Source organism: Kitasatospora sp. NPDC002551 (assembly GCF_040296005.1).
Lineage (GTDB): Bacteria > Actinomycetota > Actinomycetes > Streptomycetales > Streptomycetaceae > Kitasatospora.
On record NZ_JBEOWI010000035.1, the window covers coordinates 63,469 to 88,526 of the forward strand.

29 protein-coding genes are annotated in these 25,058 nt (G+C 73.8%); 6 read left to right on the forward strand and 23 right to left on the reverse strand.

Going from position 1 to position 25,058, the window contains the following annotated elements:
- Positions 1-41: 41 nt before the first annotated feature.
- From ABT093_RS26500 to ABT093_RS26520, 5 genes are all read right to left on the reverse strand, one after another.
- On the reverse strand, positions 42-245 hold the full coding sequence (locus ABT093_RS26500; RefSeq protein WP_270143783.1) for a hypothetical protein: 204 nt from the start codon (positions 243-245) through the stop codon (positions 42-44).
- A gap of 414 nt (positions 246-659) precedes the next feature.
- Entirely contained in the window at positions 660-959 is a 300-nt protein-coding gene (locus tag ABT093_RS26505) for an acylphosphatase (RefSeq protein ID WP_350568729.1), read from the reverse strand.
- A 35-nt stretch (positions 960-994) separates the two neighbouring features.
- Positions 995-1,417, reverse strand: coding sequence for a winged helix-turn-helix transcriptional regulator (locus ABT093_RS26510; protein WP_350568730.1), 423 nt, complete (start codon positions 1,415-1,417; stop codon positions 995-997).
- Positions 1,418-1,525: 108 nt separating this feature from the next.
- Entirely contained in the window at positions 1,526-2,107 is a 582-nt protein-coding gene (locus tag ABT093_RS26515; RefSeq protein ID WP_350568731.1) for a hypothetical protein, read from the reverse strand.
- A gap of 120 nt (positions 2,108-2,227) precedes the next feature.
- The gene (locus tag ABT093_RS26520) at positions 2,228-3,583 is read right to left on the reverse strand and encodes a hypothetical protein (RefSeq protein ID WP_350568732.1); all 1,356 of its coding nucleotides are present in this window, start codon (positions 3,581-3,583) and stop codon (positions 2,228-2,230) included.
- A 310-nt stretch (positions 3,584-3,893) separates the two neighbouring features.
- Here ABT093_RS26520 and ABT093_RS26525 point away from each other — a divergent pair, with 310 nt between their 5' ends.
- The gene (locus tag ABT093_RS26525; RefSeq protein ID WP_350568734.1) at positions 3,894-4,817 is read left to right on the forward strand and encodes a DMT family protein; all 924 of its coding nucleotides are present in this window, start codon (positions 3,894-3,896) and stop codon (positions 4,815-4,817) included.
- Positions 4,818-4,844: 27 nt separating this feature from the next.
- On the opposite strand, the gene mutM is transcribed toward ABT093_RS26525, so the two are convergent.
- From mutM to ABT093_RS26575, 10 genes are all read right to left on the reverse strand, one after another.
- Positions 4,845-5,723, reverse strand: a complete 879-nt coding sequence (gene mutM, locus ABT093_RS26530; protein ID WP_350568736.1) for a bifunctional DNA-formamidopyrimidine glycosylase/DNA-(apurinic or apyrimidinic site) lyase — start codon at positions 5,721-5,723, stop codon at positions 4,845-4,847.
- A gap of 57 nt (positions 5,724-5,780) precedes the next feature.
- Entirely contained in the window at positions 5,781-6,569 is a 789-nt protein-coding gene (gene rnc, locus ABT093_RS26535; RefSeq protein ID WP_350568738.1) for a ribonuclease III, read from the reverse strand.
- Between the two features lie 20 nt (positions 6,570-6,589).
- The gene (rpmF, locus tag ABT093_RS26540) at positions 6,590-6,763 is read right to left on the reverse strand and encodes a 50S ribosomal protein L32 (RefSeq protein WP_097236113.1); all 174 of its coding nucleotides are present in this window, start codon (positions 6,761-6,763) and stop codon (positions 6,590-6,592) included.
- A 2-nt stretch (positions 6,764-6,765) separates the two neighbouring features.
- Positions 6,766-7,410 carry a YceD family protein gene (locus ABT093_RS26545; RefSeq protein WP_350568740.1) on the reverse strand — a complete coding sequence of 215 codons (645 nt, stop codon included), beginning with the start codon at positions 7,408-7,410 and terminating at the stop codon, positions 6,766-6,768.
- Between the two features lie 142 nt (positions 7,411-7,552).
- Positions 7,553-8,731 carry a F0F1 ATP synthase subunit B gene (locus ABT093_RS26550; RefSeq protein ID WP_350568742.1) on the reverse strand — a complete coding sequence of 393 codons (1,179 nt, stop codon included), beginning with the start codon at positions 8,729-8,731 and terminating at the stop codon, positions 7,553-7,555.
- Between the two features lie 197 nt (positions 8,732-8,928).
- Positions 8,929-9,420: a pantetheine-phosphate adenylyltransferase gene (coaD, locus tag ABT093_RS26555; protein ID WP_350568744.1), complete on the reverse strand. Its 492-nt coding sequence runs from the start codon at positions 9,418-9,420 to the stop codon at positions 8,929-8,931.
- Between the two features lie 51 nt (positions 9,421-9,471).
- Complete coding sequence (gene rsmD, locus ABT093_RS26560) at positions 9,472-10,059, reverse strand: 16S rRNA (guanine(966)-N(2))-methyltransferase RsmD (RefSeq protein WP_350568745.1); 588 nt, start codon at positions 10,057-10,059, stop codon at positions 9,472-9,474.
- A 97-nt stretch (positions 10,060-10,156) separates the two neighbouring features.
- On the reverse strand, positions 10,157-10,690 hold the full coding sequence (locus ABT093_RS26565) for a hypothetical protein (RefSeq protein WP_350568746.1): 534 nt from the start codon (positions 10,688-10,690) through the stop codon (positions 10,157-10,159).
- Positions 10,691-10,794: 104 nt separating this feature from the next.
- Positions 10,795-13,035, reverse strand: coding sequence for an ATP-dependent DNA helicase RecG (gene recG, locus ABT093_RS26570; RefSeq protein WP_350568748.1), 2,241 nt, complete (start codon positions 13,033-13,035; stop codon positions 10,795-10,797).
- A 41-nt stretch (positions 13,036-13,076) separates the two neighbouring features.
- The gene (locus ABT093_RS26575; RefSeq protein WP_350568749.1) at positions 13,077-14,708 is read right to left on the reverse strand and encodes a DAK2 domain-containing protein; all 1,632 of its coding nucleotides are present in this window, start codon (positions 14,706-14,708) and stop codon (positions 13,077-13,079) included.
- Between the two features lie 284 nt (positions 14,709-14,992).
- On the opposite strand from ABT093_RS26575, the gene rpmB reads away from it, so the two are divergent.
- A complete protein-coding gene (gene rpmB, locus ABT093_RS26580; RefSeq protein ID WP_073813963.1) occupies positions 14,993-15,178 on the forward strand; it encodes a 50S ribosomal protein L28 in 186 nt (61 codons plus the stop codon).
- A 133-nt stretch (positions 15,179-15,311) separates the two neighbouring features.
- On the opposite strand, the gene thiD is transcribed toward rpmB, so the two are convergent.
- The 3 genes from thiD to ABT093_RS26595 form a co-directional block, all read right to left on the reverse strand.
- Positions 15,312-16,109, reverse strand: a complete 798-nt coding sequence (thiD, locus tag ABT093_RS26585; RefSeq protein WP_350568750.1) for a bifunctional hydroxymethylpyrimidine kinase/phosphomethylpyrimidine kinase — start codon at positions 16,107-16,109, stop codon at positions 15,312-15,314.
- A 17-nt stretch (positions 16,110-16,126) separates the two neighbouring features.
- Positions 16,127-17,152 carry a 6-phosphofructokinase gene (locus tag ABT093_RS26590; protein ID WP_350568752.1) on the reverse strand — a complete coding sequence of 342 codons (1,026 nt, stop codon included), beginning with the start codon at positions 17,150-17,152 and terminating at the stop codon, positions 16,127-16,129.
- A 219-nt stretch (positions 17,153-17,371) separates the two neighbouring features.
- Positions 17,372-18,337 (reverse strand): thiamine-phosphate kinase, encoded by a 966-nt coding sequence (locus tag ABT093_RS26595; protein WP_350568754.1) that lies wholly within the window; start codon positions 18,335-18,337, stop codon positions 17,372-17,374.
- A gap of 218 nt (positions 18,338-18,555) precedes the next feature.
- On the opposite strand from ABT093_RS26595, the gene ABT093_RS26600 reads away from it, so the two are divergent.
- Positions 18,556-18,789, forward strand: coding sequence for an Lrp/AsnC family transcriptional regulator (locus ABT093_RS26600; protein WP_350568755.1), 234 nt, complete (start codon positions 18,556-18,558; stop codon positions 18,787-18,789).
- Positions 18,790-18,809: 20 nt separating this feature from the next.
- On the forward strand, positions 18,810-19,328 hold the full coding sequence (locus ABT093_RS26605; protein WP_350568756.1) for a DUF3515 domain-containing protein: 519 nt from the start codon (positions 18,810-18,812) through the stop codon (positions 19,326-19,328).
- Between the two features lie 66 nt (positions 19,329-19,394).
- On the opposite strand, the gene ABT093_RS26610 is transcribed toward ABT093_RS26605, so the two are convergent.
- Genes ABT093_RS26610 through ABT093_RS26620 form a run of 3 tightly spaced genes read right to left on the reverse strand, consistent with a single transcriptional unit; the run spans position 19,395 to position 22,418 of the window.
- The gene (locus ABT093_RS26610; protein WP_350568757.1) at positions 19,395-20,537 is read right to left on the reverse strand and encodes a D-alanine--D-alanine ligase family protein; all 1,143 of its coding nucleotides are present in this window, start codon (positions 20,535-20,537) and stop codon (positions 19,395-19,397) included.
- A gap of 55 nt (positions 20,538-20,592) precedes the next feature.
- Positions 20,593-21,594 (reverse strand): NAD(P)H-dependent glycerol-3-phosphate dehydrogenase, encoded by a 1,002-nt coding sequence (locus ABT093_RS26615; RefSeq protein WP_350568758.1) that lies wholly within the window; start codon positions 21,592-21,594, stop codon positions 20,593-20,595.
- Positions 21,591-22,418: a lysophospholipid acyltransferase family protein gene (locus tag ABT093_RS26620; protein WP_350568759.1), complete on the reverse strand. Its 828-nt coding sequence runs from the start codon at positions 22,416-22,418 to the stop codon at positions 21,591-21,593. Before ABT093_RS26620 ends, ABT093_RS26615 begins: the two co-directional genes overlap by 4 nt.
- 213 nt (positions 22,419-22,631) lie before the next feature.
- Here ABT093_RS26620 and cofC point away from each other — a divergent pair, with 213 nt between their 5' ends.
- Positions 22,632-23,333 (forward strand): 2-phospho-L-lactate guanylyltransferase, encoded by a 702-nt coding sequence (gene cofC / locus ABT093_RS26625; RefSeq protein WP_350568761.1) that lies wholly within the window; start codon positions 22,632-22,634, stop codon positions 23,331-23,333.
- 43 nt (positions 23,334-23,376) lie between these two features.
- Entirely contained in the window at positions 23,377-23,598 is a 222-nt protein-coding gene (locus tag ABT093_RS26630) for a hypothetical protein (RefSeq protein ID WP_350568763.1), read from the forward strand.
- Positions 23,599-23,741: 143 nt separating this feature from the next.
- Here ABT093_RS26630 and ABT093_RS26635 read toward each other — a convergent pair whose 3' ends face one another.
- Positions 23,742-24,497 (reverse strand): HU family DNA-binding protein, encoded by a 756-nt coding sequence (locus tag ABT093_RS26635; protein WP_350568765.1) that lies wholly within the window; start codon positions 24,495-24,497, stop codon positions 23,742-23,744.
- 133 nt (positions 24,498-24,630) lie between these two features.
- Positions 24,631-24,978 (reverse strand): SCO5555 family protein, encoded by a 348-nt coding sequence (locus ABT093_RS41040; protein ID WP_380764579.1) that lies wholly within the window; start codon positions 24,976-24,978, stop codon positions 24,631-24,633.
- Positions 24,979-25,058 lie beyond the last annotated feature (80 nt).

Here is a 25,058-nt window from a genome sequence, read left to right on the forward strand (position 1 = left end):
GCTCAGTGCACAGCGGCGTCGATCGGGGGATCGGGCGGGACTCAGGTGAGAGCCGGCTCCCGCTGGTCCAGATCGATGCTGTTGAGCAGCGAGTGCTCGCCGGCGACAGCGGTGAGAGCGTCGTTCTCAGCCTGCATCCGAAGGAGCTCGGCTTCGAGATCCTGGACGCGCTGCTGCAGCCGTCGCATCTCGGAGAGCATTCGCGGGTCGGGGCCGCCGACGTACCCGAGAAGCGCCTTTGCCATGATGAATGGTCCTCCACGCTGAGTGACCGAACCGGAACGGTACAGGTCTAGGGGGAAGGGGGACGCACGCGCGGCGCGCACCGGCAGTGCTGGCTGGGCACTACGACACGACCACCGTGAGCTGCGCTCGCGGGGGCATGTGCCTACCGGGATGACGCGATCGTGTGCGCGGGCTTCCAGCGTCTCACCAAAGACGGTACGGGTCAACACGATCACCGCACGCTACCGCGCCCCTGTCACCTGCCTGGCGGTGTCGCCACGCCGGGCGGTCACGAAGGGGGGTCCACCACATGCTCGTGGATCATCGTTCGATGCGGAGTCAACCACGAGTCTGCCCGGATGGCAACCGTACGACACCGCCGGTTGCCGATCGATTTCCGCACGGCCCCCCGGGGGCCGTTGCGGCAGGCGCCCTCAGCGGATCTCGAAGGTCCCGTAGCCGGACCCGACGGCGGTCCAGATCTCGGTCACCCCGCTGACCCGGCCCGGGGTGTCCGGGCCCCTGAGCAGGGCGAGCAGCCGCTCGCAGTCCGCGGCGAGGCCCTCGGCGACCACCTGCACCCGGCCGTCGCCGAGGTTGCTCGCGTAGCCGGTCAGGCCGATCTCCAGCGCCCGTGCCCTGGTCCACCAGCGGAAGCCGACCTGCTGGACCCTGCCGCGCACCCAGGCCGTGACCCGGACCGGCTCGTCACTGTGGGCGTCGCGACCGTGCATGCCCCCGACCCTATCCGCCCGGACGGCGGCGCGCGTCACGGGCCGGCGGGGCCCTCGGCGGTCCAGCCCGGGCTGCGGATCCCGGCCCGCAGCCCGCCGCCGCGCCCCGGCTCGCCGCAGGTCCGGCAGACCCACCGCGGGTCGTACGGGTGCGGCGGGTGCCCCTCGGGCCGGTGCTCGAAGACCACCGGCGCCTCGGGCAGCACCCAGCGGTCGCCCCAGACGAGCAGCGCCTGGGTGAGCGGGGCGAGGTCGCGGCCGGCCTCGGTCAGGTGGTACTCGTACCGCGGGGGCCGCTCGCTGTAGGCCCGCCGCTCGACCACGCCCGCCTCCTCCAGCGTCCGCAGCCGCGCGGTGAGCCGGTCGCGCGGGGCTCCGGTGTTCCGGGCGATCCGGTCGAAGCGGTGGTTGCCGTAGAACAGCTCCCGCACCGCGAGCAGCGCCCACTTCTCCCCCACCACGTGCAGCGCGGCGGCGATCGAGCACGGCCGACCGGGCAGGACGGGCAGGACGGGACGCGCGGGGCGGAGGTCATGTCCGACAGCCTGCCCCAGCGGGTTTCGTTCTCAACCCCTCCCGCTCAGGAAGGCCAGTCCGGCCAGCGCCTTGAGCCGCTCCGGCGCCACCCGCACGGCCACCGTCGACCCGTCCGTGAACCGCAGCCCCACCCGTCGGGGACGGCCGCGCCGCCGACGCGCGGCACCCGGGCCGCGCAACCGGAACGGGCCGAGGTCGACCAGGTGGTCCGTCCCCAGCGCGCCGCGCCGCTTGAGCAGCAGCGTCCGGCGGTCGGTGACGGCGAGCAGCACGCAGCCGAAGGTTTCCGAGGTGCGGGAGAGCTCGGCCTCGCGGGCCGCGGCGGCGAACCGGCCCGCGGTGCTCTCCCAGCCGCCCCGCACCGGGGGCGTGAACAGCCGCCCGCCGACCAGGGCGACGGTCAGACCCGCCAGGACCACCAGGCCCTCGGGGTCCAGGACGTCGAGACCGTGGTTCAGCGCGATCTCCGCCCCGGTGTCCACGTCGCGCCCGTGCTGCCGGTACGGCTTCGGGGGCCGCGGGACCAGCGCGCTCAGCCGGACCTCGACCAGCCCGAGCAGTTCCTCCCCCGCCCGTAGCCACGGCTCCGCCAGTGCACGGTCCGGTGCCATTTCCCCGCCCCCTCCGACGACGCCCCGGCACACGATGTCCCCGACACACCACGGCCCCCGCCGGTCGCCCGGCGGGGGCCGTGGGCCGATCATCGCATCGACCGGGGGTGCGGGACAGGGTCAGAAACCGCCACCGAAGTCGCCGCCGCCACCGAAGTCCCCACCGCCGCCGCCGTCGTCGAAGCCGCCACCGAAGTCGGAGGAGTTGTAGTCGGCGCCGGAGTAGTCGCCGCCGTCGTAGCCGGAGCCCGCGTCGACCGGGCCGGCCGCGTACGCCGGGGTGGCCATCATCGAGCCGAGCATGGTGCCGACCAGCAGCCCCGGCAGCAGGCCGCCGCCGCCGAAGCCGCCGAAGTAGCCGCCGGCCCAGGGGCCGTAGGCCGGGCCAGCGTTCCAGTACGGCTGCGGGCCGTGCTCGGTCGGGACGGTCCGGACGTCCGGGGCCAGGCCGGTGGCCAGCCGGTCCGCGTCGGCCCGGCAGACCGGCACGGAGCGCGCCGCCCCGCCCGCCGGGGACCACTCGGCGTCCACCACGGAGGGGCCGTGCCGGGGGTCGAAGAAGCACGGCGGGCGGCGCTCGGGCAGCGGCCGCTTCTCCCGCCGGGCCGCCAGGGTGGCCAGCGCGAACCGGCCGTCCTCCAGCGCCTCGGTGACCGGCCGCACGTCCTCCGGCCCCCTGGCCTCGTCCATCAGCCGCTTGGCCTTCTCGTACGAGTCCAGGGCGTGGGTGTAGTCGCCGCGCTGCACGTCGTCGGCGTCCGGCGCGGAGGGGGCGAAGTCGAGCCGGTCCAGCTCCTCGCCGTAGGCGGTGATGTCCTCGTCGACCACCTGGCGCAGCTGCGCCAGCTCGGCCCGGCGCTGCTCCTCCTTGCGCCGCTTGGCCCGCCGGAACAGCAGGAAGACGCCGGTGCCGGCGAGCGCCAGCAGAGCCAGCGGGACGACCACCGCGGCGGTGGAGACCCCGCCCTTGTCGCTGTTCACCGCGTGCCCCTTGATCTGCGGGGCGGCGGTGTCGACGAAGTCGTTCAGGGTGGCGTCGATGTCGCCGGGGTGCGAGCGGAAGGCGGCGCCGGCGATCCGCTCGGCGCTGGCGCTGGGCAGCGCGGCCTTGTCGGAGCGGGCCTGGAACTGGTCGCCGCGCCAGACCGCGTAGGTGCCGGTGATGCCGACCTTGGTGCGCAGGTCCTCGAAGACCGTCCTGGCGCCGTACGGATCGGCGGCCGGGACGACCGCCACGAAGATCGGCTTGTCCGCCTCGCGGATCTTCTCGGTCAGGGCGTCGGCCTGGCCCTGGCCGAACCGGCCCGCCATCGCCGGGTCGACGTACACCCGGCCCTGCTTGAGCGTCGCGGCCGCGTCGTCGAGACCGCCGGCCGCCGAGGCCGCCGGTGCCAGCAGGAGCAGCAGCCCGAGCAGCGCCGACACCAGTGCCAGCGGCCCGGCGCCCCGGGAACGTCGTCGTGCAAGGGTTCTCATATCTCGACGCTACCCCGAACGGCCCCGCTCACCGGCATACCGGCCGGGCACCGCGCGGCCGGGCACCCCCACCGTCCGCCGGGGTGGGCCCCCTCCTGCGGGATGATCTTCCGACCGGCCGCCCCTGAGGCGCCCCCGGGACGGGAACCCGGTCACCGGCCCCGCGCGTACCTCCCGGCGGAAACCGGACCGGGCAGGCCGCCCGGGCAGGCGTCCCGACCGTACCGCGCGACCGGGCATAGTAGGGGCCGTACCGCCCCGCCATGACCTTCTCTTGACCATCCGCACCACCCCCTGATCGGAGCTCCGCGTGTTGATCGGCCTCGTCACCGCCGTGGCGGCCTCCGCCTGCTACGGCACCGGTTCGGTCCTGCAGGCGGTCGGCTCCCGGCGCTCCGCCCGCGAGGAGGCCGCCAAGGGCGGTGGCTCCGCCGGCACCACCGCGCACGGCGGGCCCAGCCTCGCCTCCACCGCCAAGGCCGCCGTGACCTGGGAGTTCATCCTCGGCACGGTGCTGGACTTCATCGGCTTCGGGCTCGGGGCGCTGGCCGCCCGGCTGCTGCCGCTGTTCCTCTCCCAGACGATCATCAGCGCCAACCTGGTGATCACCGCGGTGCTCTCGATCAAGCTGCTCGGCATCCGGCTCAAGCAGCTGGAGTGGGCCTCGATCGGCGTGCTCTGCTCGGCGCTGGTGCTGCTCGCGGTCTCCGCCGGGCCCGAGGGCGGCCACCACGCCGCGATGGCGTTCCACTGGTGGCTGCTGGCGGTCACCACCGTGCTGCTGGTCGGCGGCGCCCTGCTGGTGCGCCGGATGGGCTCCAACGGCGCGATCGTCGCCGGTCTGCTCTCCGGCCTCGGCTTCGGCGCGCTCGGCGTCGGCGTGCGCATCCTCAACGGCGTGGAGCCGTTCGACCTCGGCGCGCTGCTCTCCGACCCGGCCCTGTACGCGATCCTGGTCGGCGGCATCGGCGGGATGTACGTGCACACCGTGGCCCTGCAGATCGGCTCGGTGAACGGTGCCACCGCCGCCCTGGTGGTCGGCGAGACGGTGCTGCCCGGCGCGGTCGGCGTGCTCTGGCTCGGCGACTCCTCCAAGGCCGGGCTGGGCTGGCTCGGCGTGGCCGGCTTCCTGCTCGCGGTGGTCGCGGCGGTCGGCGTCGCCTACTTCGGCCAGGACACCCACGGCGGACTGCCGGAGGCCGAACCGGCCGAACCGGAGCTCGCCAGGAGCTGAGCTCCCGGGTTCGGCCCCGGCGCGGGTTCAGCCCCCGCTGCGCACGCGCGGAACGCGCTGGCAGCGGGGGCAGAAGTAGCTGGAGCGGTTCATCCAGGCGGCCCGCCGCATGGCGGTGCCGCAGCGCCGGCAGGGCTCGTGCTCCCGCCCGTAGGCGTCCAGGTCGCGGGAGAAGTAGCCGCTCTCGCCGTTCACGTTCACGTACAGGCTGTCGAAGCTGGTGCCGCCGACGGCCAGCGCCGCCGTCATCACGTCCCGGGCGCTGGCCAGCAGCAGCAGCGCCTGCGGCCGGGTCAGCGTCGCGGTCGGCCGGTCGTAGTGCAGCCGGGAGCGCCACAGCGCCTCGTCGGCGTAGATGTTGCCGACCCCGCTGATCAGCGTCTGGTCCAGCAGCGCCCGCTTGACCGTGGTGCGCCGGGCGCGCAGCGCCGCCGCGAAGGCGGCGTCGTCGAAGCGGGGGTCGAGCGGATCACGGGCGATGTGCGCGATGGACACCGGGGTGCCCTCCGGATCGCCGTCCTCGGCCTCCTCGACGGCCAGCCCGCCGAAGGTCCGCTGGTCGACGAAGCGCAGCTCGCGCCCGCCGTCGGTGAACCGCAGCCGCACCCGCAGGTGCGTCTCGTCCGGCACCGCCGGGTCCTGGACCAGCAGTTGGCCGCTCATCCCGAGGTGGCCGATCAGCGAGAAGCCCTCACCCGTACCGGCCAGCGGGACCCAGAGGTACTTGCCGCGGCGCTGCGCCGCGCCGAGGGTGGTGCCGGTGAGCCGGGCCGTGAAGTCCGCGGCGCCGGCCGGCTGGCGGCGCACCGCACGGGGGTGCAGCACCTCGACGCCGGCGACGGTCCGCCCGGCGACCCAGTTCGCCAGACCGCGGCGGACGACCTCGACCTCGGGAAGTTCGGGCACGGGAAACACGCCTCCAGCACAACGACTCGGCTCTGCAGGAGGAAGGCTACTGCGTGGTCAGGCGCCGCTCGGCAGGCGGTCGGCGTACTTCTCCTTGATCGCCCGCCAGGCGCTCTCCGCCGCCTTCTGCTCGGCTTCCTTCTTCGAGCGGCCGACGCCGCTGCCGAAGTCCTCGCCGGCCACCCGGGCCGCGGCGGTGAAGGTCTTCTCGTGGTCCGGACCGGACTCCTCGACCACGTACTCCGGCACTCCGATGCCCACCGAGGCGGTGAGCTCCTGGAGGCTGGTCTTCCAGTCCAGACCGGCACCCAGCTGAGAGGACTCCTCGATCAGCGGGTCGAACAGCCGGTGGACGAACTCGGTGGCGGCGTCCAGGCCCCGGTCCAGGTAGACCGCGCCGATGACCGCCTCGACCGTGTCGGCGAGGATCGACGACTTGTCGCGGCCGCCGGTGCCCTCCTCGCCCTTGCCGAGCCGGATGAACGCGCCCAGCTCCAGGCCGCGGCCGACGTCGGCGAGCGCGCGCGAGTTGACCACCGCGGCGCGCAGCTTGGCGAGCGTTCCCTCCGGGACGTCCGGGTGGACGCGGTAGAGGGTGTCGGTCACCACCAGGCCCAGCACCGAGTCGCCGAGGAACTCCAGGCGCTCGTTGGTGGGCAGACCACCGTTCTCGTACGCGTACGAGCGGTGGGTCAGGGCGCGTACCAGAAGGGCGCGCTCGAGCGAGTACCCGAGGCGCCCTTCCAGAACGTCGTATTCGGTCGAAGCCGGCCCGCCGGCCTTGCCGCCGCCCGAAGGAGCCTTCGGGACCGCGGTCGCCTTGCGGGAGGAGTTACCGTCCGACATCGATCCGTACACCCCGCCGATCAGACCGAGAGGACCTGGCGGCGGTTGTACGTGCCGCAGCTCGGGCACGCGATGTGCGAGAGCTTCGGCTCGTGGCAGCGGTCGCACGCCACGAGGGCCGGGGCAACGGCCTTCCAGTTGGACCGGCGGTGGCGCGTGTTGCTGCGCGACATCTTCCGCTTCGGAACAGCCACGGCTACTTCTCCTGGTTCTCGGCGAGACCCTCACGGGTGTCGCTGTACTTGATTCCGTCACCCTCGTCGCCGTGGGCGGCGGAGAGTCCCTGCAGAGCCGCCCACCGGGGGTCGGCGGCATCGTGGTGGTGGGCCGGGTCGTCACTCAGGCGCGCTCCGCACTCGGAGCACAGGCCCAGGCAGTCTTCCTGGCACACCGGCTGCAGCGGCAGTGCGAGCACCACCGCGTCACGCAGCACCGGCTGGAGGTCGAAGTAATCGCCCTCCAGGCGGTAAGTCTCTTCCTCGGAGTCCTCTTCGAGGTCCTCCGCCCCGGCGGTCCGGGCGCGGTGACGCTCGTCGGACTCCGGGTAGTAGTACAGCTCCTGGAAGTCCACGTCGAGGTCGAACTCGACGGGCTCCAGGCACCGGACGCACTCGCCCTCGACCCGGGTCTCGGCGGTGCCGGTGACCAGCACGCCCTCGACCACGGACTCCAGGCGGAGGTCCAGGGTGATCTCGCTCTTCTCCGGGACGCCGATCACGTCGATGATCCCGAGGCCCCCGGGGGCCTCCAGGGTCCGGGACACCTTGCGCAGCGCACCCGGACGACGGCCCAGCTCGTGCGTGTCGAACACGAGGGGGTCGCGGTGGTCGAGGCGGTTCAAAGTGTCCTGACTTCCTGGGGGGGTACCGATGCGCGGCGCTGCTCGTCGGAGGATGCGCGGGCAGACCGACGGCCCGACACGGAGAGGCCGGAGTGGTCAGACTACCCGAGTCTCCCGCCAGGCCCAACTTCGTGCCCGGGCGCTACCGGCCGCCGAGCTCCCGCAGCCGGGTCATGTCGATCATGCTGGTGTCGAAGAAACTGGTCTCGTCCAGCCCGGCCTGGGTCTGCTGCGGCACGGGCGCGGGCGGGTTGGCCGGCTGCTGCGGGTAGCCGTAGCCGCCGCCGTACTGCTGCTGCTCCGGGTAGCCCTGCTGCTGCTGGGGCGGGTAGCCGTAGCCGGCGCCCTGCCCGGCATCGTACCCGGGCTGCTGCCCCTGCTGCTGGTAGCCGTACTGGCCCCCGTACGGGTCCGCGCTCTGGCCGCCGGCCGGGTCGAAGCCGCCGCCGTACACCTCGGCGTACTGGGCTCCGCCCTGCTGCGCGGCCGCGTACTGGTCCGCGCCGGGCGTCTGCCAGCCGGCCGCGGCCGGGGTCTGCTCCGGCCAGGACTGCTGCTGCGGCACCTCCTCGCGGTACCAGGCCAGCTCGCTGCCGTCCGCGTCGGCGGCGAAGCCGGCCGCGACCGCCTCGGCCCGCTCCTTGGCCTGCTGCGCCTCGTCGGCGGCGGCCAGGTAGGCGCCGAGCTCGTCGATGGGCCGCTTGCCGGTCAGCTTGTCGCGGCCCTTGCCGACCGCCTCCAGGGTCGCGCTGAGCACGTTCTCCAGGGTGGCGAGCTTCACATCGACGTACTCGTCGACCTCGGGGCTGGGGCTGATCCGCTGCGGCTGGAACTCCTCGCCGTCGGTCTCGCCCTCGTACTCGGTCTCGAAGACGCTCGCGTCGCCGCGCAGCTTGGTGCGGCCCCGGCCGACCGCGCCGAGCGTCTTGGTCAGCACGACCTCGAAGTTGGCGAGCTTGCTGTCGACGTAGTCGTCGGCCTCGGCGCGCTTGGTCTCGATCTCGGCGCGGGCCTCGGCGAGGATCCGGTCCGCCTCGGCCCGGGCCCGGCGGACCACCTCGGTGTCGGAGATCAGCGAACCGCGCTCGGCGTGCGCGCCCTGGATGATCCGGTCGGCCTCGGCCTGGGCGTCCGCGACCACCGACTCGTGGTCGGCCATCACCGACTGGGCCTGGGCCAGCTCGGCGGGCAGGGACGCCCGGAGCTCCTGGAGCAGTCCGATCAGCTCGGCACGGTTCACCACGCAGGAGGCCGACATGGGCATCGAGCGGGCGTTCTCGACGGCGGCCACGATCTCGTCGACCTTGTTCTGCACGTCCACGGGGCTTCGTCTTTCCGTGTGCCGCCGAGGTCCGGCGGAGGCAGCGCCCGGCGCGGTGGACGTCACCGCAGGGCTGGAATACAGACTGTACGGCCACTGCCGGGCGAGGTCACAACGCCCGGACCCGGCCGTCTTTCCACTCCTCGGGCAAACCGTGACGAACCGGCAGAAACGGACGGCCGGTCACCCCGGGTCGGCTACTGCTGGGCGCGCCGCTCGGCGATCCGCTCGACCAGTCGGCGGTGCGCGACCTCCGGCAGCAGGTGCGAGACGTCGCCGCCGTAGGAGGCGACCTCCTTCACCAGCGTCGAGGAGAGGAAGCTCCAGGTCGGCGAGGTCGGCACGAAGAGCGTCTCGACGCCGGTCAGGCCGTGGTTCATCTGGGCCATCTGCAGCTCGTAGTCGAAGTCGCTGACCGCGCGCAGGCCCTTGATGATCGCCGGGATCTCCCGCTCCCGGCAGAAGTCCACCAGCAGGCCGAGGTGCGACTCGACCACCACGTTGCCGTACTGGGCGGTGGTCTCCTCGATCAGCTCGATCCGCTCCTCGATGCTGAACATGCCCTGCTTGTTCCGGTTGACCAGCACCGCGACGTGCACCACGTCGTACAGCTTCGAGGCCCGCCCGATGATGTCGAGGTGACCGTAGGTGATCGGGTCGAACGACCCGGGGCAGACGGCGCGGCGCATGGCGTGTGTGCTCCCTCGTGGGGTGACGGGAATCCTGCGGGCCCGGGCCCGCTAGGGGTGGTGGCGGGTCTCCGCGGCGGCGCGACCGTACCAGAGCGTGCCCTCGCCGTAGCGGCGGGAGCGCAGCACCTCGAAGCCCTCGGGCCAGCCGAACTCGCCGCCGCGGGTGCTCCGCTCCACGGTGACGAGTGCGTCCTCCGCGAGCCAGCCTCCAGCTGACATTGTGATCAGCATCTCGCGCACCTCGTCGTCGGTGACGACGTACGGCGGGTCGAGGAAGACCAGGTCGTACGGGGCCTGGGGGGCGGGCCCGGCGATCACCTTCTCCGCCCTGGCGGCCTTCACCAGCGCGCCCGGCAGACCGATCGTCCGGACGTTCTCCCGGATCACCCGGGCCGCCTGGGCGTCCGCCTCGACCAGCAGGACGTGCTCGGCGCCGCGCGAGAGCGCCTCCAGGCCGACCGCGCCCGATCCGCCGAACAGGTCCAGCATCCGGGCGCCGTGCAGGGTGGTGCCGCGCAGCGCCTCCAGGGTGGAGAACATCGCCTCACGGGCCTTGTCGGAGGTCGGGCGGGTGCCCCGGCCGGGCGGTACGGCCAGCCGGCGGCCGCCGGCCGCCCCGGCGATCACGCGGGTCATGGTGGTGGGAGGTCCTTTCGTCGCTGCCCGACCACGCTATACGGCCGTGGCCCCCGCCGGTCCGCCCGGCGGGGGCCGCGCTCACGCGGTCGGGTGATCAGCTCGCCTCGGATCCGGCCGCCTGGGGCGGGACGGCCGCGCCCAGCAGCGACGGCGAGGCGTAGCGGGACCAGGAGAGGCAGCCGTCGGGCGGGCAGTACTCGGGGCGGCGCGGGTCGTGGCCGAGCTCGCGCAGCTTGGTGCGGACGGAGTCGGGCGTGCGGCCGAAGCGGGCGGCGATCCGGGCGACGGTCTCGCCCTCGTGGAAGCGCCGCACCAGCTCCTCCTCGTGCTGCGGCACCCAGGGGGCGCCGTGGCCGGGGTAGAGCTCGCGCAGCACGTCGCGGTCGGGGATGGGCTCGGAGACGTCGGCGACGATCGCCAGCGCCCGGAGCGCGCGGTTGAGCGCGATCCGCAGCGAGGCGACGTCCTCCACCGGCAGCCGCAGCTTGCCGGAGGCGAGCGGGGCCGCCGCCGCCCCCTCGCGCCAGCCGGTGAGGGTGAGGGTGACCTCGCGGTCGTCGTCGCTGGCGAGTTCGATCCGGAAGACCTTGTCGCCCAGCGGGAGCTCGTTGAGATGACGGAATGCCATGGCTAAACCCCCAAGTGTCGTGTCAGGAGCGCACCTTGGGGGTGCGCCCTGAACACCTTCATTCTCTCCCGGGGGTCTGACAATCGGGCTGTTCCTGCGTGCCCTCAGCCCTTCTCCATGTAGGCCGCGCGGTCCTCGTCGAGCAGGCTCTCCAGCGCGGTGCGCAGGTCCGGGTGGGCCGTGAGGTCCGGGTCCTCCGCGACCAGCCGGGTGGCCTCGGCGCGGGCGGTGACGATGACCTCCTCGTCCTCCAGCACCGAGAGCACCTTGAGCGAGGACTTCACCCCGGACTGCGCCTGGCCCAGCACATCGCCCTCGCGGCGCTGTTCGAGGTCGATCCGGGACAGCTGGAAGCCGTCCAGGGTGCCCGCCACCGCGTCCAGCCGGGCCCGGGCGGCACTGGCCGCCGGCATGTCGGTGACCAGCAGGCAGAGCCCGGGGGCGGAGCCCCGGCCGACCCGGCCGCGCAACTGGTGGAGCTGGGAGACGCCGAACCGGTCCGCGTCCATGATCACCATCGCGGTGGAGTTCGGGACGTTGACGCCGACCTCGATCACCGTGGTCGCGACCAGCACGTCCACCTCGCCGGCCGCGAACCGGCGCATCACCTCGTCCTTCGCCTCCGGCGCGAGGCGCCCGTGCAGGATCTCCACCCGCAGCCCGGCCAGCGGGCCGGCGACCAGCTTCCCGGCGGTCTCCACGACGGACAGCGGGGGCCGCCGGTCGCCCTCGGCCGCGGCGCCCTCGTCCGGCGCGTCGTCGAGCAGCTCCTCCAGGTCCTCGGCGCGGCGCTTCTTCCGCGCGCCCTTGGCGCCCTTCCCCTCGTCCGGCTCCTCGTCGCCGATCCGCGGGCAGACCACGTACGCCTGGTGGCCCTTGGCCACCTCCTCGCGGACCCGTTCCCAGGCGCGGGTCAGGAAGTTGGGCTTCTCGACGGCCGGCACCACGTGGGTGGAGATCGGCGAGCGGCCGGCCGGCAGCTGGTCCAGGACGGAGGTCTCCAGATCCCCGAAGACGGTCATCGCGACGGTGCGCGGGATCGGGGTGGCCGTCATCACCAGCAGGTGCGGCGGCTGCTCGCCCTTGGCGCGCAGCGCGTCCCGCTGCTCGACACCGAAGCGGTGCTGCTCGTCGACCACCACCAGGCCGAGGTCCTGGAACTGCACCTTGTCCTCGATCAGCGCATGGGTGCCAATCGCGATGCCGGCGTCCCCGCAGGCCATGTCGAGCAGTGCCTGCCGCCGGACCGGGACGCCCATCGACCCGGTGAGCAGCACCACCCGCGTCCCCAGGTCGGACCCGCCGAGCATGCCGCCCTCCGCCAGGTCGCCCATCATCTCGACGATCGACCGGTGGTGCTGCTGGGCGAGCACCTCGGTGGGCGCCAGCAGCACCGCCTGGCCGCCCGCGTCGACCACCGCCAGCATCGCCCGCAGCGCGACGAGGGTCTTGCCGGAGCCGACCTCGCCCTGGAGGAGGCGGTGCATGGGGTGCTCGCTCGCGAGGTCCGCGGCGATCTCGGCGGAGACCTTCCGCTGGCCCTCGGTGAGGGTGAACGGGAGCCGGGCATCGAAGGCGTCCAGCAGGCCGCCCGGGCGGGCCTCGCGCGGCTTGGCGGGCAGGGCGGAGTCGGCGGCCCGGCGCTGGGCGAGGGCGACCTGCAGGACGAACGCCTCGTCCCAGCGCAGCCGCTCCTGGGCGCGCTCGCGGTCGGCCTGGCCGCGCGGGCGGTGGATCAGTTCGAGCGCCTCGGGCAGCGGGATGAGCCCGTGGCGCTCGCGCAGTTCGGCGGGCAGCGGCTCGCCGACGTCGGACAGGTGCTTGGTGAGCGCCGTCTCCACGCAGAGCGAGAGCTTCCAGCTGGGCATCTGGGCGCTGGCCGGGTAGACCGGGATGAGCCGCCCGGCGAACTGGGCGGCGGCGTTGTCGCCGTCCGTCTCGTCGAGCAGCTGGTAGTCGGGGGAGGCCAGTTGGCGGGTCCGGTTGAACATCCCGACCTTGCCCGCGAACAGGCCCTGCGTCCCCGGCCGCAGCTCCTTCTGCCGCCAGCCCTGGTTGAAGAAGACCAGCGAGAGCCGGCTGCGGCCGTCGGTGACCACCACCTCCAGCCGGTCGCCCTTGCGCCCGCGGAACGGGATCAGGGTGACCTTCTCGATCCGGGCCAGCACGGTGACGTGCTCGTCGATCTCCAGCTCGTCCAGGCTGGTGAGCTGGCCGCGTTCGACGTAGCGGCGCGGATAGTGGTGCAGCAGGTCCCCGACCGTGCGCAGCTTCAGGCTGTCGGCGAGCACCTTGGCGGTCCGGTCGCCGACGAGCTTGGTCAGTGGTTCATCGAGAGCGCCCATCAAGGCCCCTGTTTACACCACCGAACCGACAATCCAGGCGTTCACTCCACGCCGATCAGCAGCGGCGCCGACTCCTGGCCGCCGTGGAAGACCACCGCGTCCACCTCGGGCCGGCTCTGCCGGGCGTGCGCGACGAGGCCCTCGGCGAGGCTCTCCGGGGCGCCCTCCCCGAGGATCAGGGTGACCAGTTCGCCGCCGCCGCCGAGCATCCGGTCCAGCACGCTGCGGCCGACCCCGGCCAGGCCGGTGCCGATCACCGCGACGTCCCCGTCGATCAGGCCGAGCACGTCACCGGCCTGGCAGACCCCGGCCATGGTCCAGGACTCGCCCTCGGCGACGGCCAGTTCGGCGTACCGGGTGGCACCGGCCGCCGAGGTCATGGCGACCACGTCCTCGTCGAAGCGCCGCCCGGCCTCGTGCACGGCGAGCGCGGCCAGGCCCTGCACCGGGGAGCGGGTGGGCAGCACGGCGATCCGCACGCCCTCCTCGCGCAGCTGGTCGGCGGCGGCGCCGGCGGCGGCCCGCAGTTCGGGGTCGTTGAGCAGCAGCACCACCTCGCGGGCGGCGGCCCGGCGCACCGCGGCGGTGAGTTCGGCGCTGGCCGGCGGACGGCCGGGCTCGGCGTGCAGGACGACCGCGCCGGCCTGTTCGCAGAGCTCGGCCAGGCCCTCGCCGGAGACCACCGAGAGCACCGCGCGGGCGGGCCGCTCGGGCTCGCCCCGGTCGGTGGCGGCGCCGGAGCGGGCGGCGGCCTCGGCGAAGTGGGTGATCCGGATCTGGTGCGGGCGCCCGGCCTCGACCCCGGCCTCGACGGCGGCGCCCGCGTCGTCGACGTGGACGTGGACGTTCCACAGCCCGTCGCCGCCGCCGACCACCAGCGAGTCGCCCAGCTCGCCGAGCCGGGTCCGCAGCGCGGGCAGCGCCTCGTCGGGGGCGTCCAGCAGGTAGATCACCTCGAACGCCGGGTGCCCCGGGCCGGGCGGCCGCACGTGCAGCTCGCAGCTCTCCGCCAGCCCGACGTCGCCGCGCAGCGCGACCGGCCCCATCGGCTGGTGGCCGGCCACCGCGTCGGCGAGCGCCCCGAGGACGGCGACCAGGCCGCGGCCGCCGGCGTCCACCACACCGTTCTCGGCGAGCACGGGGAGCTGCTCGGGGGTGTGCCGCAGCGCGTCGCGGGCGGCCCGGTAGGCGGCCTCGGCGACCTGCCCGAGCCCGCCGCCGGCCCGGGCGGCCTCCCGGGCGGCGACCCGGGCGACGGTCAGCAGGGTGCCCTCGACCGGTTCGGCGACGGCCTGGTAGGCGGCGTCGGAGGCCCGCTGGAGGGCGGCCCGCAACTGGTCGGCGCCGCCGCCCTCGGCGAGCTTCTCGGCGGTGCCGCGCAGCCACTGGGCGAGGATCACCCCGGAGTTGCCGCGGGCGCCGACCAGGGCGCCGCGGGCCATCGCCCGGGCGGTCTCGGCCAGGCCGGGCGCCGGCTCCGGGCCCGGGTCGGTGAACCGGCTCTCCACCTCGGCGGCGGCCGACTCCACGGTCAGGTACAGGTTGGTGCCGGTGTCGCCGTCCGGGACCGGGTAGACGTTGAGTGCGTCGATCTCCTCGCGGGCCTGGCCGAGCGCGCGCAGCGCCAGTTGGCACCAGCTGCGCACGGCCGGGGCGTCGAGCGTGTGCAGCACCAGGTCTCCTCCGGAGTGGGACGCCGTGATGGCCTGAGGGTGAACGGCGAGGGGTGGTACCGGCAGGTTATCGGGGGCCGGGAGGGGGCGGCGGACACGGCGGCCGGAGCGATCACCCGGCCGGTCATGGTAGTTTCGTCGAACGGAAGCAAGCGTTGTATGCTCTTCCGGTTGCCTGGAACAGGTTCAGGCTCACCCCTTGGTCCGGTTCGGTTCACGCGAGTGCTCCGCTGGTCTGGCGGGGTTGTCTCACGTAAATGATCTGAAGTCTTGGAGTGACTCCTGTGGCTGCCAACTGCGACGTCTGCGGCAAGGGGCCGGGCTTCGGCAACAGCATCTCCCACTCGCACCGCCGTACCCCCCGTCGCTGGAACCCCAACATCCAGACGGTGCGCGCTGTGGTTGGGCGGACGCCGAAGCGGCTCAACGTCTGCACCTCGTGCATCAAGGCCGGTAAGGTCTCGCGCTGACGCGCAGACCGGCATGCCGGTCCTCCAGTGAGCCGGTTCATCCTCGGGTGAACCGGCTTTCTGTCGTTCCGGCATGTGACCGATCCGATGTGGGCGGGCCCTCGGGCCCGCCCACAGGCGTGTGCGGGGAGCCTCAGCGCCAGCGCCAGGCGTGGTCGACCGGTCCGATGCCGGCGCCGAGCGCGAAGCCGCCGGCGATCGCGCCGGTGATGTACTCCTTCGCCGAGGCCACCGCCTCGGGCAGTTCCTCGCCCTTGGCCAGACCGGCCGCGATCGCGCTGGCCAGGGTGCAGCCGGTGCCGTGGGTGTGCCGGTTGTCGTAGCGCGGCGCCCGGTACCAGTGCTCCTCCCCCGCCCCGCCGTACAGCAGGTCGGCCGCCTCGCCCGCCAGGTGCCCGCCCTTGACCAGCACCCAGCGCGGCCCGAGGTCGAGCAGCGCCTTCGCGGCGTCCAGCATCCGCGTCTCGTCCTCGACCACCCGGCCGGTGAGCTGCGTCACCTCGTGCAGGTTGGGCGTGGCGAGGGTGGCGACCGGCAGCAGCCGCTCCCGGACGGTGGCGACGGCCTCGGCGGCGAGCAGCGCGTCGCCGTGCTTGGAGACGCCGACCGGGTCGACCACGACCGGCGCGTCGATCCCGGCCAGCAGTTCGGAGACCGTCTCGACCAGTTCGGTCGAGGCGAGCATGCCGGTCTTCACGGCCTGGACGCCGATGTCGTCGGCCACGCTGCGGAACTGGGCGCGGACGGCCTCGGCGGGCAGTTCCCAGTAGCCCTGGACGCCGAGCGAGTTCTGCGCGGTGACGGCGGTGATCACGCTCATGCCGTGGACGCCGAGGGCGAGCATCGCCTTGAGGTCGGCCTGGATCCCGGCGCCGCCGCCGGAGTCCGAGCCGGCGACCGTGAGGACGCGGGGGGGTGCGGTGGTGGACATGCCCCCAACCTACGCGGTCACAGCACGGCCTCGGACTCCGCCCAGTGGTCCTCGGGGACGGTCTTGAGCCGGGTCACCGCGTCGGCGATCGGCACCAGCCGGATGTCGTTGCGGCGCAGCGCGGTGAAGTGGCCGAAGGCGCCGCGGTGGACGGCCTCCACGGCGTGCCAGCCGAACCGGGTGGCGAGCACCCGGTCGCGGGCGGTGGGGGTGCCGCCGCGCTGGACGTGGCCGAGGATGACCGGGCGGGCCTCCTTGCCGAGCAGGTTCTCCAGCTCGTGGGCGAGGCGGTTGCCGATCCCGCCGAAGGTCCGGTGCCCGAACCGGTCGACCTCGCCGTGGTCGAAGCGCATGGTGCCGGGCATCGGGGAGGCCCCCTCCGCGACGGCGATGATGGCGAACTTCTTGCCGCGGGCGAACCGGTCCTCGACCATCCGGGCCACCGCCTCGATGTCGAACGGCTTCTCCGGGATCAGGATGCCGTGCGCGCCGCCCGCCATGCCGGCGGTGAGGGTGATCCAGCCGGTGTGGCGTCCCATCAACTCGACGACCATGACGCGCTGGTGCGACTCGGCGGTGGTCTTGAGCCGGTCGATCGCCTCGGTGGCGACGTGCACCGCGGTGTCGAAGCCGAAGGTGACGTCGGTGGCGTCGATGTCGTTGTCGATGGTCTTCGGGACGCCGACCACCGGCAGTCCGGCCTCGCTGAACAACCGGGCGGCGGTCAGGGTGCCCTCGCCGCCGATGGCGATCAGCGCGTCGATGCCGATGTCCCGGGCGAGGGTCTTGGCGTTCTCCACCGCCCACCGGATCCGGTCGCGCTGCACCCGGGCGGAGCCGAGGATGGTGCCGCCGAGGGTCAGCAGGCCGGTGACGTCGTCGTGCGAGACCGGGCGGGTGCGGCCCTCGATCAGGCCCAGGAAGCCGTCCTCGATGCCGATGATCTCGTCGCCGTGCACATCGGTGCCCCGGTGCACCACGGAACGGATCACCGCGTTCAGGCCGGGGCAGTCGCCGCCGCTGGTCAGGACTCCGATTCGCATGGTGGTGGGCTCTCCCGCTCGAAGTGGTTCAGACCACAGTGGTCCAGACCACTCGCGAGAACAGCGGGCGGTCCGGCTGTGGGTCAAGCCTACGCACTCCCCCGCCCCGAGACCGCCCGCGCGCCGCGACGCCACCGCGGCGCGCCCCGCCGTACGCCGTCCGGCCGCCCCGCGCCCCGGCCGGGCAACCGTCAACCGCCGCCCGGCGCGGGCCGGTTGTCACTCCGAGAAGTGGTCCCAGCCGCCGACCCGGTCCCAGGCCTCGCCGTCCACCGTCACCCGGCCGCCGCGGGCCGCCCGGGCCCGGCCGACGACCTCGCCCACCACCCGCCAGCGGGCGGGCAGTTGCACCCCGCGCGGGAAGGTCGCGGCGATCGCGTGGTCCTCACCGCCGGACAGCACCCAGACCAGCGGGTCGACCCCGACCGCCTGGCCGATGTCCGCCATCTGCGCGGGCACGTCGAAGTCGGCCGCCCGCAGGTCGATGTCCACCGCGCTGGCCCCGGCCACGTGCCCGAGGTCGGCGACCAGGCCGTCGCTCACGTCGATCATCGAGGTGGCGCCCAGCTCCGACCCGGCCGGTCCCGCGTGGTACGGCGGCTCCGGGCGGCGGTGCGCCTCGACGAAGGCCCGCGGCGAGCGGAAGCCGCGCTGCAGCACCGTCAGTCCGGCCGCGGACCAGCCGAGCCAGCCGGTGACCGCGACCACGTCGCCCACCTGGGCACCGGCGCGCGTCACCGGCGCGCGCCCCTGGAGGTCCCCGAGCGCCGTGATGGCCAGCGTGATGGTGTCCCCGCGCACCACGTCGCCGCCGACCACCGTCGCGCCGGCCACCTGGCACTCGTCGCGCAGCCCGTCCATCAGCTCGGTGGCCCAGGTGGTCGGCAGGTCCGCCGGCGCGACCAGGCCGAGCAGCAGCGCGGTCGGCACCGCGCCCATCGCGGCCACGTCGGCGAGGTTCTGCGCGGCCGCCTTGCGGCCCACGTCGTAGGCGGTGGACCAGTCCCGGCGGAAGTGCCGGTTCTCGATCAGCACGTCCGTGGTGGCCACCACCCGGCCGTCCGGGGCCTTCACCACGGCGGCGTCGTCACCCGGGCCGAGGTCGACCGCGTCGGTGAGCGGTACCCGGGCGGTCAGCTCCCTGATGAGTCCGAACTCGCCGAGCTCGCCCACGGTCCCCTGCATCTGCCGTCCTCTCGGTTGCGCCCGGCCGGGCGCGTACGTCCTGCGGTCACGCCGCCTCCGCGCGCAGCGTACGCCCTCCGAAGGCGCAGGGGTCTCCCCTCCCCGGCCCGCCGGGAGGTAGCGTGGTGATCAGTCTGCCGTGAGCCCGTTCTCCCCACCCGACGCCCGACCGGGCGATCACGGCGGTGATCCCCGTACCCAGCCGCCGGGAGGTCCCCGTGGTACAGGCCTACATCCTGATTCAGACCGAGGTCGGCAAGGCCAGCGCCGTCGCCGATTCCATCGCCAAGATCCCCGGAGTCCTCCAGGCCGAGGACGTCACCGGCCCGTACGACGTGATCGTCCGGGCCGAGGCGGACACCGTGGACGCCCTCGGCCGTCTGGTGGTCGCGAAGGTCCAGCAGGTCGAGGGCATCACCCGCACCCTCACCTGTCCGGTCGTCCACCTGTAAGACGCGCATACCATCGGCGGGTGACCCGAGAACTGCGCGTCCCCCGCTTCCTGGCGGCACTGCCGGCCCCCGTCCGGTGGCTGGCGGTGCCGACCGCGCTCGCCTGCACCGTCGTGGTGCTGCTCGGCAGCTGGAGCGCGCCCGCCGACCCGAAGGTCGAGACGCCCGAGCCGCGCGGCAAGGCCGCCGAGTACTGCCGGGCGCTCGCCGCCGCCCTGCCGGGGGAACTGCTCGGCCATCCGCGCAAGGACCCCTCCCCGGCCTCCCCGTACGTCGCCGCCTGGGCCTCCTCGCCGCGCATCGTGCTGCGCTGCGGCGTGCCGCACCCCGAGGCGCTGGTCGACGAGAAGCAGAAGGAGATCTCGCCGACGGTCAACGAGGTCACCTGGTGGCCGGAGCCGCTCGGCGACGGCGGCTACCGGTTCACCGCCACCCAGCGCGCCGTCTTCGTCGAGGTGACCGTCCCCGGCGGGGCCACCGCCATCCCGCTGGACGCCGCCGCCGCGCTCTCCGACGTGGTCAGGGCCACCATCCCCTGACCGCGGCCCGCACGCGCCGAGGGCGGTCCCGGGCTTCCGGGACCGCCCTCGTCCGTCGTCGCGCGGTCAGCGCAGGCCGGTCGGGCGGCGCAGCGCCGCCTGCAGCAGCCGGTCGATCAGCTCGGGGTACGACAGCCCGGTGGCCTCCCACATCTTCGGGTAGGCCGAGATCGGGGTGAAGCCGGGCATGGTGTTGACCTCGTTGACCATCCAGCCGCCGTCCTCCAGCAGGAAGAAGTCGACCCGGGCCAGGCCCTCACAGCCGAGCGCCTCGAACGCGGCGATCGCCTGCCGGCGGATCTCGGCGGTCTCCTCCGCGGAGAGCTCGGCCGGGATCCGGACCTCGGAGGAGTCGATGTACTTGGCCTCGAAGTCGTAGAACTCGTAGCCGCCGCCGACCAGGATCTCGGCCGGCACGCTGGAGCGCGGGCCGTCCTCGAACTCGAGCACCGCGCACTCGATCTCGCGGCCGGAGACGCCCGCCTCGATGATCAGCTTGGGGTCGTGCCGGCGGGCCTCCTCGATCGCGGCGTCGAGGTCGGAGAGGTCCTTGACCTTGGTGATGCCCATGCTGGAGCCGGCCCGGCAGGGCTTGACGAACAGCGGCAGCCCGAGGCCCGAGGCGCGCTCGCGGACGGCGGCGCGGCCCTCCTCGGTCTCCCACTCGCGCGGCCGGACCACGGTGTACCGCCCGACGCCCAGGCCGTGCGAGGCCAGCAGGCGCTTGGTGAACTCCTTGTCCATGCCGGCCGCGCTGGCGAGCACGCCGTTGCCGACGTAGGGCACGCCGGAGAGCTCCAGCAGACCCTGCAGGGTGCCGTCCTCGCCCCACGGCCCGTGCAGCAGCGGGAAGACCACGTCCACCTCGCCGAGCGCCTTGGGGGCGCTGCCGGGCTCGCTCCAGACCACCTCGCGGCTGCCGGGGCCGACCGGCAGCGCGACCTGGCCCTCGGTGGACTCGGCGACGTGGTCGACGCTCGGCAGCCGGCCGTCGGTGATGGCCATCCGGGCCGGCTCGTCGCTGACCAGCGCCCAGCGGCCCTCCTGGGTGATGCCGATCGGCAGCACCTCGTACTTGTCGCGGTCGATCGCCTTCAGCACGCTGCCCGCGGTCGAGACCGAGATGGCGTGCTCGGAGCTGCGGCCGCCGAACACGACGGCGACCCGCGGCTTCGTGGACGGGTTCTGGGAGGTCTGTTCGATGCTCATATCGCGAGGAAGGGTACCCCGAGGCGGGTTTCCGGCCGGTGACCGACCCGGCCCGCTACCTGCGCTCGGGCTTGGCGGAGCGGGACATCAGCGCCTGCAGCGCCTCCTGGGTGGGCCGGCCGCTGTGGACGACGTCCACCACCGCCTCGACGATCGGCATGTCGACGCCGTTGCGGCGGGCCAGGTCGAGCACCGACTCGCAGGACTTGACGCCCTCGGCGGTCTGCCGGGTGGCCGCGATGGTCTCCGCGAGCGACATGCCCCGGCCCAGGTTGACGCCGAAGGTGTGGTTGCGGGAGAGCGGCGAGGAGCAGGTCGCCACCAGGTCGCCCATGCCCGCCAGCCCCGCGAAGGTGTACGGGTCGGCGCCGAGCGCCAGCCCCAGCCGGGTGGTCTCGGCGAGCCCGCGGGTGATCAGCGTCGCCTTGGTGTTGTCGCCCAGGCCCATGCCGTCGGCCATGCCGACCGCCAGGCCGATCACGTTCTTGACCGCCCCGCCGAGCTCGCAGCCGATCACGTCGGTGTTGGTGTACGGCCGGAAGTACGGCGTGTGGCAGGCCGCCTGGAGCCGCTTGGCGACCGCCTCGTCGGTGCAGGCGACCACACTGGCGGCCGGCTGCCGGTTGGCGATCTCCCGGGCCAGGTTCGGTCCGCTGACCACGGCGATCCGCTCCGGACCGACCCCGGCGACCTCGGCGACGACCTCGGTCATCCGCTTGGCGGTGCCGAGTTCGATGCCCTTCATCAGGCTGACCAGGACGGTCCGCGGCTCCAGCAGCGGCGCCCAGGCGGCCAGGTTCTCGCGCAGCGTCTGCGAGGGGACCGCCAGCACCGCGAAGTCCGCGCCGGCCAGCGCCTCGGCGGGGTCGGTGGTGGCCCGGACGGAGTCGGGCAGCCGGACGCCGGGCAGGTAGTCCGGGTTGGTGTGGGTGGCGTTGACGGCGTCCGCCAGCTCCTGGCGGCGGCCCCAGAGGGTCACCTCGCAGCCGGCGTCGGCGAGGATCATCGCGAACGCGGTGCCCCAGGAGCCGGTGCCGAACACGGCGCAGCGGGTCACTTGTCGCCCTCCCCGGTGCCGTCGGTGCCCCGGGCCGCGGCGGGCCGGCGGGCCGCCGCGGCGGCGGCCCGTCTGCGGGCGGCCTCCCGCATGTCGTACCGCTCGGCGGGCGGCTCCTCGCCGCGGATGTCGGCCAGCACGGCGGTGATCGCCGTCATGATGTCCTCGGTGGCGTCCCTGAGCACCTGGGCGGTCAGCTCCTGGTCCCGGTACTTGCTCAGGTCGACGGCCGGACCGGCCGCGACGGTCACCCGGTGCCGCGGGAACAGGTTGAACCTGCCCTTGCCCGAAGCGCCCCTGCCGTACGGCGGGATGATCTCGTGGGCGCCCCAGTGGGCGACCGGGATGACCGGGGCGCCGGTCATCAGCGCCACCCGGGCGACGCCGCTCTTGCCGGTCATCGGCCACAGGTCCGGGTCCCGGGTGAGCGTGCCCTCCGGGTAGAACTGCACGCACTGCCCCTGGTCGACCGCGTCGATGGCCGCCCGGAACGCCTGCGCGGCGTCGGTCGACTCGCGGAACACCGGGATCTGGCCGGTCTTGCGGAGCATGAACCCGATGAACGGGACCGAGAACAGCGAGGACTTGCCGAGGATCCGCGGCGGCCGCCCGCTGTTGTACTGCCAGTGCGCGTACACCACCGGGTCGATGATCGAGTTGTGGTTGACGGCGGCGATGAAGCCGCCCTCCTTCGGGAGGTGCTCCCAGCCCCGCCAGTCGGGCTTGACCAGGGCGGTCGTCACCGGCTTCACCAGCACGGCCGCAAAGCGGTACCAGAAGCCGTAGTCGGCATTGCCGAAGCTGGCGTACGAGCGGCGGGCCACCCCAGATCCTCCTCATCCGTGCGGCACGCCGGGGTGCCGCGGTCGATCTCGCGTCCGCGGCCTCTCGGGGCGCGGGCGCGGAACAGTCTCGCCCGACCGCTCACCGGCTGTCGAGCAACCCCGCCCGCCCGCCGCGCGGGCGTGATCAAACGCACGTCCGCACAGCTCGGACGGCCTGGCGAGGGCTCCGGGACCAGCGCCACAATGACGCCGATGACCCAGGACACCGTACGCCCCAGCGGGCCCGCCGCGCCCGCCGCACCCGCCGCCGGCTGGTCGCTGGTGCTGCCGCTCAAGCCGCTCGCCCGGGCCAAGTCCCGGCTGGCCCCGTTCGCCGGCCCGCACCGCCCGGACCTCGCGCTCTCCTTCGCCCTGGACACCGTCGGCGCCGCGCTGGCCGCGCCCGGGGTCGGCCGGGTCCTGGTGGTGACCCGGGACGCCGGGGCCGGTGCGCGGCTGGCCGCGCTCGGCGCCCTGATCGTCGACGACGAGCCCGGGGGCGGCCTCAACGAGGCACTGGCGCACGGCGCGGCGACCGCGCTGCTGCTCGCGCCCCGCGCGCCCTTGGCCGCGCTCTCGGCGGACCTGCCGGCGCTGCGCCCGGACGAGCTGGCCCGGGTGCTCGGCGCCGCGCCCGCGACCGGCCGGGCCTTCCTGGCGGACGCCCCGGGCGTGGGCACCACCCTGCTGGCCTGCGCCCCGGGCAGCGTGCTCGCCCCCGCGTTCGGGGGCGGCTCGCGGGCCCGGCACGCGGCCGGCGGCGCCCGCGAACTGCGCCTGCCCCGCGTGGAGTCGGTCCGCCGGGACGTCGACACCGGGGAGGACCTGGCCGAGGCCCTGGCACTCGGCGTCGGCCCGCACACCACCGCCCTGGCGGCCCGGCTCGGCTACCTGCCCCCGCGGCGGCCCCGCTGAGACGGCGCGGGGAACTGTCGGTGGCCCTCGCTATGCTGCTGCCATGCAGGCCACCGCGTTCACCTTCGACCCCGCCACCCGGGCCGGCTCCGTGCTGCTCGACGACGGGACCCCGGTGCCGTTCGGCGCGGACGCCTTCGACGCCGGCGGCCTGCGGCTGCTGCGCCCCGGCCAGCGGGTGCGGATCCGCACCGAGGGCACCGGCGAGGCCCGCCGGGTGGTCTTCGTGACGCTGCAGACCTTCCCGGACCCGGCCGCGGGCTGATCCCCGGCCCGCCGCGGCCCCCTCTCCCCGGCCCGCCCCGGAAATCCCGGAAAAGCGAAGAGCCGTGGCCCCGCCCTGCCCGGAATTCCGGGGGATGGCGGTGCCACGGCTCTCGAAGGCCGTCCGGCGCGGACGCGCGGTGACTACTTGGCGGTGGTCTTGCGCGCGGTGGTCTTGCGGGTGGCGGTCTTCTTCGCCGGAGCCGTCTTCTTGGCCGTGGCGGTCGCCTTCTTGGCGGTCGCGGTGGTCTTCTTGGCGGCAGCCGTGGTCGCCGTCTTCTTGGCGGCGGCCGTGGTCTTCTTGGTCGCGGCCGCGGTGGTCTTCTTCGCGGCGGCGGCGGTGGTCTTCTTGGTGGCGGTCGCCGCCTTCTTGGCGGCAGCCGTGGTCTTCTTCGCCGCGGTGGCCGTCTTGGCGGCGGTCGCCTTGGTGGCGGTGGCCTTGGTGGCGGTCGCCTTCTTGGCGGCGGCCTTCTTCGCCGGGGTGGCGGCGGCAGCGGCGGCGGCCGTGGCGGAACGCTTGGTGGCAGCCCGCTTGGCGGCCGGGGTCGCGGCGACGCCGCTCTTGCCCGGGGTGAGGGAGCCCTTGGGGGCCTTCTTCACCGAGGGGCCTTCCTTCGGCAGCTTCTTGGCACCGCTGACCAGGTCCTTGAAGCCCTGGCCCGGGCGGAAGCGGGGCACCGAGGTCTTCTTGACCTTGACCTTCTCGCCGGTCTGCGGGTTGCGGGCGAAGCGCGCGGAGCGCTCCACCTTCTCAAAGGTGCCGAAACCGGTGACCGAAACGCGGTCGCCGGCCACGACGGCGCGCACCATGGTGTCGAGCACTGCGTCGACGGCCTCTGCGGCAGCCTTGCGACCGCCCAGCTGCTCGGCCACCGCTTCGACAAGCTGAGCCTTGTTCACGTCTTCCCCTTCGGAAACGGGCGCCGGATGATTCCATCCGTTCATTTCGCACGTTAGGTATGTATCTGCGGACTTTCAATTACCAAACGCGCGAATCACCCTAGTGTCGCAATGGATTTGCGCGTCGGCGACCTCAGTCGACGGGCGGGCGCCCCTCGTCGAGGTCCTGCACAAAGCGACTCAACCGCCGCGCCGCCTCCGGAAGATCGCGCTTGGCGGTCTCCGTGACGATGAGCAGTTGACGGGTGAGAGCGGTCTTTGCATCGGCAGACACGTTCAGCGCATGCACGCGGTCGTGAGCTTGCTTCAACCGCTCGGCCACAAGCGCGAAGAGCGCTGCGACTTCCGGGTCGTCCGGCCCCTCAGCAGGTGAGGTTGCGGCGTCCGGCCGATCGTCAATTCGGCGTTCGGATCCCCGGCCCGTGGACTCCGGTGACGCGGGTTCGCCGCCCGCGTACGGAGGTTCATGGTGCCGGTGCATGCACTGATTGTGCCATCTACACGCAGTTGTGCATGCTCGGGGGCCCTCTGCCGCAAAACCGAATCCCCAATCCGGGGGCG